Here is a 9,696-nt window from a genome sequence, read left to right on the forward strand (position 1 = left end):
CTTGGCCGAAGCGGCCGGACCGAAGGACTTCACGCACATGACGAGTTTCCCGACTGCGCTGCATCACCGAATCCGCGAACTGGCGCGCATCGCGCCCGACGCACCCGCGATCGCGGTCCCTTTCCAGAATGACTTGCGCCTGTCGCGCGGCACGCTCGACGCGCGGGCGTCGCGGCTGGCCCGCCAGCTGCGCGCGGCCGGCGTTGGCGCGGAAGTGCGGGTGGGCGTGTGCGTCGAACGCTCGGGCGAACTGTTCGTCGCGCTGCTGGCCGTGCTGAAGGCGGGCGGCGTGTTCGTGCCGCTCGATCCGCGTCACCCGGCAGCGCGCCTCGACTGGATCGTCCAGGATGCGAATCTGCGGCACGGGATCGTCGACTCGGCCGGCCGTGCGGCGCTCGGCAAGCCGTTCGAACACGCGTTTGACGTGGCAGCGGACGCGCAGGACGGGCAGGAGATCGCCGCCGGTGACGAGGAAGTGCCCGTCCACCCGCGTTCGGCCGCCTACATGATCTATACGTCGGGTTCGACCGGCACGCCGAAGGCGGTCGTCGTCGAGCACGGGCCGCTCGCCGCGCACTGCGACGCGCTCGCGGCCGCGCTGCCGATCGAGGCCGGCGACCGCCTGTTTCATTTCGCGTCGGTCAATTTCGACGCCGCGCACGAGTGCTGGCTCGCGCCGCTCGCGACCGGCGCGAGCATCGTCGTGGCGCCGCCGCAGCCGTTCGCGCCGGATGCCGCGCATGCGCTGATGGTGAATGAGTCGATCAACGTGGCCGCGTTCCCGCCCGCCTACCTGCGCGAATTCGCGGCGGTGGCCGCACGCGAAGGCGTGCCGCCGGCGCTGCGCGTGCTCGCGTTCGGCGGCGAAGCGCTGCCGCAGCAGGCGTTCGAATTCGTGCGCGGTACGTTCCCGTTGGCACGCCTGATCAACGGCTACGGGCCGACCGAGGCCGTGATCTCGCCGATGCTGTGGCCGGTCGAGCCGGGCGAGACGCCCATGCTGGCCGCCGACGATGCGTATGCGTCATTGCCGATCGGCCGCGTGATCGGCCCGCGCGTCGCACGCATCGATGGCGACGCGGCCGATGGCGTGGGCGAACTGCTGCTGGGCGGCGTCTGCGTCGCGCGCGGCTATCACGGCCGCCCGGCGCTGACGGCCGAGCGTTTCATTCCCGACGCCGACGGGGAGCCCGGTGCGCGCGTCTACCGCACGGGCGATCTCGCACGGCTGCGCGACGACGGCGCATTCGACTATCTCGGCCGTCTGGACGATCAGGTCCAGGTGCGCGGCGTACGCGTGGAACCGGCTGAAATCGCTGCGTGCCTGCGCTCGCATCCGGCCGTGGCCGACGCGGCCGTGGTTGCCGAAACCGGCAACGGGCCGACGCGCCTGATCGCATGCGTCGCGCTGCGTGCGGCGGCCGACGATGCGGCGCTCAAGTCGCACGTGGCCGCACAACTGCCGGCTGCATGGCAGCCGCACCGGTTCGTGCGTTGCGATGCGCTGCCGTATACGTTGAACGGCAAGATCGACCGTGCCGCGCTGCGCGAGAAGATCGCCGCCACGCGCGACACCGCGCAAGGCAGCGGCGACGCACCGCGCACGCCGACCGAACAGCAGCTCGCCGGGCTCTGGCAAACGCTGCTCGGGCTCGACGTCGCGCCGTCGCGTGACGACCGTTTCTTCGCGCTGGGCGCCGATTCTCTTGCGGCGATGCAGTTGCAGGCCGCGATTCGTGCTGCGTCGCGCGTGAACCTGCGGCTCGATACGTTGTTCGCCGATCCGGCGCTGTTCGAACTGGCCGAAGCGGTCGATCGTGCGGAGCGCGAAACCGGCGAGCCGCTGGCCGCTATTTCCGCGCGCCGCGTGCCGGCCGACGTGACCGTCTCGGACGCGCCGCACGTCGACCGAGCCACATCGCTCGCGCAGCAACGTTTCTGGGTGCTCGCGCAAACGCGCGACGCGAGCGCTGCATATCACATCGCCGCGCACTGGACGATCGACGGCACGCTCGACCGCGCTGCGCTGCAGCGCGCGCTCGATCACGTGATCGGGCGGCACGAGGCATGGCGCACGACGCTCGTCGACAACGACGACGGCGTCGTGATGCAGCGGATTCACGCGCATCTGCCGGTGTCGATCGTCGACGTCGACCTGCGCGACCAGCCGCCCGCCGCCCGTGACGCGCAAGCCGCGCGTCTCGCCGAGCGCGATGCGGCCGAACCGTTCGACCTCGCACGCGGCCCGCTGCTGCGCGCGACGCTGGTCGTACTCACCGACGACCGTCACCGCCTGCTGCTGACCGCCCATCACGCGATCACCGACGGCTGGAGCTCGCGCTGCGCGTTCGACGAACTGTCGGCCGCGTACCGTGCGTATGCCGAAGGCCGCGCGCCGTCATTGCCCGACCTGCCGATCCAGTACGCCGACTATGCGGACTGGCAACGCGACATGCTGGCCGGCGGCGAGGGCGAACGCCAGCTCGACTACTGGCGCGGCGCGTTGCGCGACGTGCCGGGCCCGCTCGCGCTGCCCGTCGATCGTCAGCCGGGGGCCGTGCGAACGCTGCAAGGCGCCCGCGTGTCGGTGCGCTTGCCCGACGCGGTCGCAGCCGACGTGCGGCAACTCGCTCGCGATGCGCAGGCGACCCCCTTCACGGTGCTGCTGGCCGCGCTCGATGTGTGGCTGTCGCGCCTGACCGGCGCAACGGATGTCGTCGTCGCGGTGCCGGTCGCGCATCGCCAGCGCCCCGAAACACGCGCGCTGCTGGGGCTGTTCCTGAATACGGTCGCGCTGCGCGTGCGCGTGGCGCCAACGCTGCCGTTCCGCGCGCTCGTCGATGCGGCGCGCACGGCGGCGCTCGACGCGGTCGTGCACCAGGACGTGCCGTTCGAGCGCGTCGTCGACGCAGTGAAACCGCCGGTCAAGCGCGGCGACGAATGGCTGCGCGTGAAATTCGCGCAACAGTTCGATGCGCGGCACGACAGCGTGCTGCCGGGCGCGACGGCCGTTGCAACGCCGGGGCCCGATCTCGCCGCGCGCTTCGATTTCGCGGTGGATTTCACCGACGATGCAAACGGCATCGAACTGGTCGCGGCCTATGCGACCGACTGCATCGACGCCGACACCGCGCGTGCGTGGCTCGACAGCTATGCAGCGCTCGTTGGTGCGGCCGTGCACGATCCGCACCAGACGACGGCCGTCCTGCCGTGCGACGCATCGGCCGCTTCGCGTCAGCCGCGCGACGGCCGCGTGCTGACTGTCGAACATGCGGACATCGTTGCCGCGTTCGCGCGGCAGGCGGCCGCGTACCCGCATCGCATCGCGCTCGCCGATGCGTCGACCTCACTCACATTCGCCGAACTCGACGACGCGTCGAACCGCATTGCTCGCGCGCTGACTCAGCGCGGCGCGGCCGCCGAAGCGTCCGTCATCGTCTGCATCGAACGCTCGGCGCGCTTCGTCGTCGGCCTGCTCGGTGTGCTGAAGGCCGGCGCACTCGCCGTGCTGCTCGATCCCGCCCAGCCGGCCGCGCGACTGACCGCGGCGGCAGCCGACTGCGGCGCGCGTTGGGCGCTCGTCGCGGATGTCGCAGGCTGGCCGGCCGACATCGACGCACAGCCGCTCGACGTCGATACGCTCGCGCAGGACGCGACGCTCGCGCACGCGGCCGGCGTGCGCATCGCACCGCATCCGGAACAGGGTGCGTACCTGATCTACACGTCGGGCTCGACCGGTACGCCGAAGGGCGTCGTCGTGTCGCACGGCGCGCTGGCCGACTACGTGCAGGGGATGCTCGACGAACTCGCGTTCGCACCGGACGCGTCGTTCGCGATGGTGTCGACCGTCGCGGCCGACCTCGGCCACACGACGTTGTTCGGCGCGCTGTGCGCGGGCCGCACGCTGCACCTGCTGCCGGCCGCGTGCGCGTTCGATCCGGACCTGTTCGCGGACGAAATGCGCCGCCGCGACGTCGGCGTGCTGAAGATCGTGCCGAGCCACCTGCAGGCGCTGCTCGACGCACGCGTACCGGCCGACGTGCTGCCGCGTCACGCGCTCGTGACGGGCGGCGAAACGCTCACCTGGGCGCTCGTCGCGCGCCTGGCCGCGCTTGCGCCGGCCTGCCGCGTGATCAACCACTACGGGCCGACCGAAGCGACGGTCGGCGCGATCGCGTGCGACACGGCGTCGCTTGCCGCCGATGCGCGCGATCCCGCGAGCGGCGTGCCGCTCGGCCTGCCGCTGCCGAATGCGCGCGCGCTGGTGCTCGACGCGTTCGGCGCGTGCGTGCCGGCCGGCGCAACGGGCGAGCTGTACCTGGGCGGGCCGGGCGTCGCACGCGGCTACCTCGGGCGCCCGGCGCAGACCGCCGAGCGCTTCGTGCCCGATCCGTTCACGCCCGGCGCGCGGCTGTATCGCACCGGCGATCGCGTGCGCTTGCGCGCGGACGGCCGACTCGCGTTCCTCGGCCGTATCGACGACCAGGTGAAGATTCGCGGCTACCGCGTCGAACCGGGCGAGGTGAGTGCGGCCGTGCGCGCGGCCGGCCCGGTTGCGCAGGCCGAAACGCTCGCGATCGAACACGACGGCCGCCTGCGGCTCGCGACGTTCGTCGTGATGCGCGATGGCGCGAACTTCGACGAGGCTGCAGTACGCGCGGCGCTTGCCGCAATGCTGCCCGACTACATGGTGCCTGCGCAGTTCGTCGCGCTCGCGCGCCTGCCGGTGACCGCGAACGGGAAGATCGATCGTGCCGCGTTGCGCGAACTGGCGGCTGCACCGGTCGCAATTGCGGCCGGCGATGCACCGCAGGGTGCGGTTGAAACGGTGCTCGCCGAAGTCTGGCAGGCCGTGCTGAAGGCGCCGAAGGTCGGCCGCGACGACAATTTCTTCGAGCTCGGTGGCGATTCGATCCTCGTGCTGCAGGTGATCGCCCGTGCACGCAAGCGCGGCGTGCGCTTCACGCCGAAACAACTGTTCGACGGCCCGACGGTCGCCGAACTCGCGCGTATCGCGAAGACGGAGGAAGTGACTGCCACGCAGCCCGCGGTCGCAGCCGCTGCCAGCGCGCCGGCGACGGCGCAGGTCCTGACGCCCGCGCAGCAGCGTTTCTTCGCGCTGGACATTCCGCAGCGCGGCCACTGGAACCAGTCGGTCGCGTTCGACGTGCGTGGGCCGTTCGACGCCGACGCATTCGCGCGCGCCTTCGACGCGTTGCTGACGCATCACGACGCATTCCGCCAGCGCTTCGCGTGTGGCGCGGACGGCACGTGGCGCGCCAGCGACGCCGCGAAACCGTACGATGCGCTGCCGTTCGTCGAAGTCTCCGCCCGCGACGAAGCCGACGCGCTCGCGCGCTTCGACGCGTTGCAGCGCCGTCTCGACCTCGGCCGCGGGCCGCTTGCCTGCGCCTGCGCGGCACGCTTGCCGGACGGCTCGACGCAGCTCTATATCGCGATTCACCATGCGATCATCGACGGTGTGTCGTGGCGCATCCTGCTCGACGACCTGGACACGGTCTACCGCGCCGCATGCGACCGCACGTCCGTCCGGCTGTCGCAGCCGGGCCTGCGCGCGGACGCCTGGGCCGCACGGCTCGCGCGCGCCGCGACGGAACCGGCGTCGCCGTTCGCGGCTGAAGCCGCCTACTGGGCCGGCATGGCGCAGGGCGACGACGTCGTGCCCGATCACCCGGACGCAGCGGCGACGAACGCCGATGCGGCCGTCGTCGTGCAGACGATCGACGCGGCATTGACCCGCGCGGCGCTGACCGATGCGCATGCGGCCTATCGCACGCAGACGATCGAACTGCTGGGCGCGGCGCTCGCACTGGCGCTGGCCGGCGCGAGCGATGCCGCATCGTGCCGCGTCGAACTCGAAGGGCATGGCCGCGAGACGCTGTTCGACGATGCCGATGCCAGCCGCACGATCGGCTGGCTGACGAGCCATTACCCGGTGACATTGCCGATCGCGGCCACGGCGAGCGACACGCTGTGCGCGGTCAAGGACACGCTGCGTGCGGTGCCGCACAAGGGGCTCGGCTTCGGCGTGCTCGCACACTACGGCGATGCGGCGACGCGCGCGGCGCTGGCCGCCGTGCCGCGCCCGCGCGTCACCTTCAACTATCTCGGCCAGTTCGACGCGCCGCGCGATGCGACACTCGTGCCGCGCTTCGGCGGCACTGGCGTCGAACGAGATCCACAGGGGCCGCTCGGCAATACGCTCGCGATCCACGCGTACCTCGACACGGATCGCGACGGTGCACGCACGCTGAAACTGCACTGGGTCTACGGTGCGCCGCAATTCGAGCGCGCGACGATTGACGCATTCGCCGAACGCTTCGTAGCGGCGCTGCGCGAGCTCGTCGAGGCGTGCGCGTCGCGCGTCGCGCATCGCGGCGGTGGCGCGACGCCGGGCGATTTCCCGCTCGCGCTGGCCGCCGGTCTCACGCAGGCCGCCATCGAACGCACGCCGCTCGACTGGCGCACGATTGACGACGTCTATCCGCTGTCGCCGATGCAGCAGGGCATCCTGTTCCATGCGCTGTTCGCGCCCGGTCATGCCAGCTACGTCAACCAGCTCGTCGCGACCGCGAACGCGCTGGATGCCGACCGGCTCGCCGCGGCGTTCGAAGCGTCGATCGCGCGCCACGACATCCTGCGCACAAGCGTGATGCCGGATGAAGCCGCGCCGCTGCAGTGCGTGCATCGTCACGCGCGGATGCCGGTCGAACAGCTCGACTGGCGCACGCGCGGCGACACGCTCGACGCCGATTTCGACGCATGGCTCGCAGCCGATCGCGCACGCGGCTTCGACTGGCGCGAGCCGCCGCTGATGCGGCTCACGCTGATCCGCGTGACCGACGACGCATGGCGCGTCGTATGGACGCGTCACCACGTGCTGCTCGACGGCTGGAGCACCGCGCGCCTGCTCGCGGACGTGCTGCGCGACTATCGCGACCCGGACGCCGTGTCGCCGTTCGCGAGCCGCCCGGCACTGCGTTATCGCGACTTCATCGCGTGGCTCGGCACGCGCGACCGCACCGCAGACGAACGCTTCTGGACCGAACGCCTGGCACGACTCGACGCACCGACGCTGATCGCGGAACGCACGGCCGACCGTGCGGATGCCGAAATGGTCACGTGGCGCGCGACGCTCGATGCCGACGCGACGACGCGCGTCGCGCAGACGGCACGTGCGCTGAAGCTGACAGTCAACACGCTGGTGCAGGGCGCGTGGGCGCTCGCGCTGCAGCGGATGACGCACCAGCCGGCCGTCGCGTTCGGCGCGACCGTCGCGGGCCGTCCCGATGCGCTCGCGGACGTCGACAGCGTGCTCGGTCTCTTCATCAACACGCTGCCGGTCATCACCGCACCGGCGCAGCAGCAGCGCGCGGCCGACTGGCTGCAAACGCTGCAACGCGACAACGCGGCTGCCGCCGAGCACGCGCACACGCCGCTCGCCGACATCCAGCGCTGGGCGCGCGGCGCGGGCGGCGCACTGTTCGACACGCTGGTCGTGTTCGAGAACTACCCGGTCGACGATACGGCGCGCGACGCCGATCCGCGCGCGCTCGCATTGAGCGGCGTGCGCAGCATCGAAGCCACCGATTTCGCGCTGACGCTCGTGATCGAGAGCCGCGCGGAGCTGACGATCGACTACGGCTACGACACCGCGCGCGTCGATGCGCGGCAGGTCGAAACCTGGCACCGCGCGTTCGCGTGTGCACTCGATGCCTTGGCCCGCACGCCGGACGCGCTGCTCGGCACGCTGTCGATCGCCGACGACTTCACCCGCGACGCACTGGTACGTGCGCAGGACACCGCGCACACCTGGCCGGACGACCGACGGCAGCCGCTGCACCTGCAATTCGCCGATGCGGCACGGGCGACGCCCGACGCGATCGCGCTCGAATACGCGGACGTTCACGGCGGCGTACATCGCGCGACCTATCGCGAACTCGATATCGGCACGTCACGCATCGCGGCCGCGCTGCGCCGACGCGGCGTGCAACCCGACACACCGGTCGCGCTGTGCGTCGAACGCTCGTTCGACATGGTGATGGCGCTGGTCGGCGTGCTGAAGGCCGGCGCGGCGTACCTGCCGGTCGATCCCGACTATCCGGCCGAGCGCATTGCCTACATGTTGCGCGACGCGCGGCCGGCCGTCGCGATCACGCAGGCCCACCTGCGCGAGCAGGTCGCGGCCGCGCTCGGCGATGGCGTCGCGACACAGTTGCTGACGGTGGCGGACCTGCTCGCCGATGAAACCGCAAACGACGCCGTCAACGCGACCGCCACGATCGACGACGCTCAACTCGCGTACCTGATCTACACGTCCGGTTCGACCGGCAAGCCGAAGGGCGCCGGCAACACGCACGGCGCGCTCGCGAACCGGATCGCGTGGATGCAGCACGCCTACCGGCTGACGCGCGACGACGTCGTGCTGCACAAGACGCCGTTCGGCTTCGACGTGTCGGTGTGGGAATTCGTGTGGCCGCTGGCGATCGGCGCGAAGCTCGCGATCGCCGCGCCCGGCGACCATCGCGATCCGGCACGTCTTGCGGCCGCGATCCACGCACATGGCGTGACGGTGCTGCACTTCGTGCCGTCGATGCTCGCCGCGTTCGCCGCGTATCTCGACGATTTTTCGGCCGCCGCGCAATGCGACAGCGTGCGCCTGATCGTCGCGAGCGGCGAGGCGCTCGCACCTGAACTCGTCGCGAAAATGGCGCGGCTGCTGCCGAACGCGACGCTCGTGAACCTGTACGGGCCGACCGAAGCCGCGATCGACGTGTCGCACTGGACCTGCGGCCCCGACGACGCGCATGCGGTCGCGGTGCCGATCGGCCATCCGATCGCGAACCTGCAGTTGCACGTACTCGATGCCGCATGGCAACCCGTGCCGGCCGGCGCGACCGGCGAACTGTATCTGGCGGGCGCGGGCCTCGCGCGCGGCTATCTCGGCCGTCCGGCGCTGACCGCCGAGCGCTTCGTGCCCGATCCGTTCGTGCCGGGCGCGCGCATGTACCGCACCGGCGACCTCGCGCGCCGGCGCGCCGACGGTGCGCTCGACTACCTCGGCCGCGTCGACACGCAGGTGAAGCTGCGCGGCCAGCGCATCGAGCCGGGCGAGATCGAGACGCTGCTGCGCGCGGCGCCCGGCGTGAACGATGCGGTCGTGATCGTGCGCGACGAGCAGCTGATCGGCTATGTCGCACGCGGCGACGCGGGCCCGCTCGACCGGGCGGCGTTGCTCGACGCGCTGCGCGCGCAATTGCCGGCCTACATGGTGCCGTCGCAGCTGATCGAACTCGACGCGTTACCCGTCACGCCGAACGGCAAGTGCGACCGCCATGCGCTGCCCGCGCCGGTGCGCGAAGCGGCGGCCGACGTCGCGCTCGCGTCCGACACGGAACGCGCGCTCGCCGGGATCTGGCAGCGCGTGCTGCACGTGGATGCAATCGGCCGCGACGGCGATTTCTTCCTGCTCGGCGGCCATTCGCTGCTCGCGACGCAGGCCCACGCGCAGGCGAACCTGCACTGGGGGCTCGCGCTGCCGCTGCGCACGCTGTTCGACACGCGCACGCTGGCGCGCTGCGCGGAAGCGATCGACGCAGCCTGCGCGGCACGCGGCGCGACCGATGCGGCGAGCGCGATCGACGCGTTGCTCGGCGAACTGGAAACCCAATAAGG

General features: G+C 71.5%; 1 protein-coding gene. It reads left to right on the forward strand.

What is annotated here, in order from left to right:
- Positions 1-37 precede the first annotated feature (37 nt).
- Positions 38-9,694: a non-ribosomal peptide synthetase gene (locus BDI24065_RS04585; protein ID WP_175030186.1), complete on the forward strand. Its 9,657-nt coding sequence runs from the start codon at positions 38-40 to the stop codon at positions 9,692-9,694.
- Positions 9,695-9,696: the final 2 nt, after the last annotated feature.

The sequence above is a fragment of the Burkholderia lata genome, assembly GCF_902499025.1.
Taxonomy (GTDB): Bacteria; Pseudomonadota; Gammaproteobacteria; order Burkholderiales; family Burkholderiaceae; genus Burkholderia; species Burkholderia lata_C.